We start from the raw sequence: 1,179 nt of genomic DNA on the forward strand, positions 1-1,179 counted from the left end.
AGAATCTCGACGGAGGGATTAAACCCATGGCCTCTTTCGGTAATACTTTCGGTATTCTCATCCCCAAACCAGCCGCACCAGCCATGGTGTCTCAAGGCTCTGCCAATCCACCCGAGCCGCTGACCAATGCAGCCGGACCAGTGGATGTGATAGAGATGGTTGCCGATGTTGCTTCCACTGCCCTTTCCATAGTTGCGCCTGATTCTGCTGCAGCCGATGCAGTTGATGCCATATCCGAACTGGTTTCCCTTGCGTCCATGATACCCGGTCAGCCGGGCCCCAAGCCGCCTTCCCGTAAAATGGTCAGTGGTTTTAGCGGCGGCATGGGCATGGGTTTTGACGGTGGGGTAGTTACCTCGGGTCATGGGCACTGTATTCCTTGTAAGGTAGCTGCTGCCACAAATGTTGGTAATCCCGTAAATGCAGTACTCGGTATCAAAGTCCTATTTGACGATACTGAGACCGACTTTGCCTTTGATTCCCCGCTTCCCCTTGTTTGGCAGCGCAGCTACTATTCCGACCAAATAGGAAACGGCTGGCTGGGACAAGGTTGGTCGCTGCCGTTCTCCATGCGTCTTGTCCGTACTGCCGACGGTTTCCTTTATATTGATGAACAGGGCAGGGAAATTCCGTTGCCGGATATCAGCGACGAAGCGGACGAGCCTTATTCCGCAGCCGACGACGATGAAGACGATTTATATGAAGAAGAGGCCGCACCAAAACCTGCTTCCGCCGAAGAAGATCCCTACGGTCTGGATGACGCCTATTTTGATCCTTACGAACAAATCTTCTTTTCACAGATTTCAGACGACCTCTACCAAATCGCCTCCCCCGACGGCGGCGCACGGCTACTGTTTGCCGAAGTCGATTCCGGCTGCGGCATTTTCCAACTGGTCGCCCAGCTTGACCGCAACGGCCGCCATATCCGCCTCTGCTACGACGACAACGGGCTGCCGCACAGCATTTACGACGGCAGCGGCCGACACTTCCAACCCGTATTCTCCTCCATCCGTCTGCACGACAACGATCCCGATTTCGACCCTGCCGGAGAACGGGATGTCTTCGTTTCCGAAGACGAGCGTTTCTACGTCAACCGCCTCACCTCCGTCACCTTCAACGGCAAGGAACTGGTGCGCTACGACTACGACGGCTACGGCGATTTGACCGCCGTTTACGGAC

1 protein-coding gene is annotated in these 1,179 nt (G+C 55.2%); it reads left to right on the top strand.

Annotated elements, in window-relative coordinates; all coding sequences use genetic code 11:
- Positions 1-26 precede the first annotated feature (26 nt).
- On the top strand, positions 27-1,179 hold a 1,153-nt coding region (locus tag AAG834_RS13710; RefSeq protein ID WP_342032450.1), incomplete at its 3' end, for a DUF6531 domain-containing protein.

The sequence above is a fragment of the Neisseria sp. Marseille-Q2251 genome (assembly GCF_940793045.1).
Classification (GTDB): domain Bacteria; phylum Pseudomonadota; class Gammaproteobacteria; order Burkholderiales; family Neisseriaceae; genus Neisseria.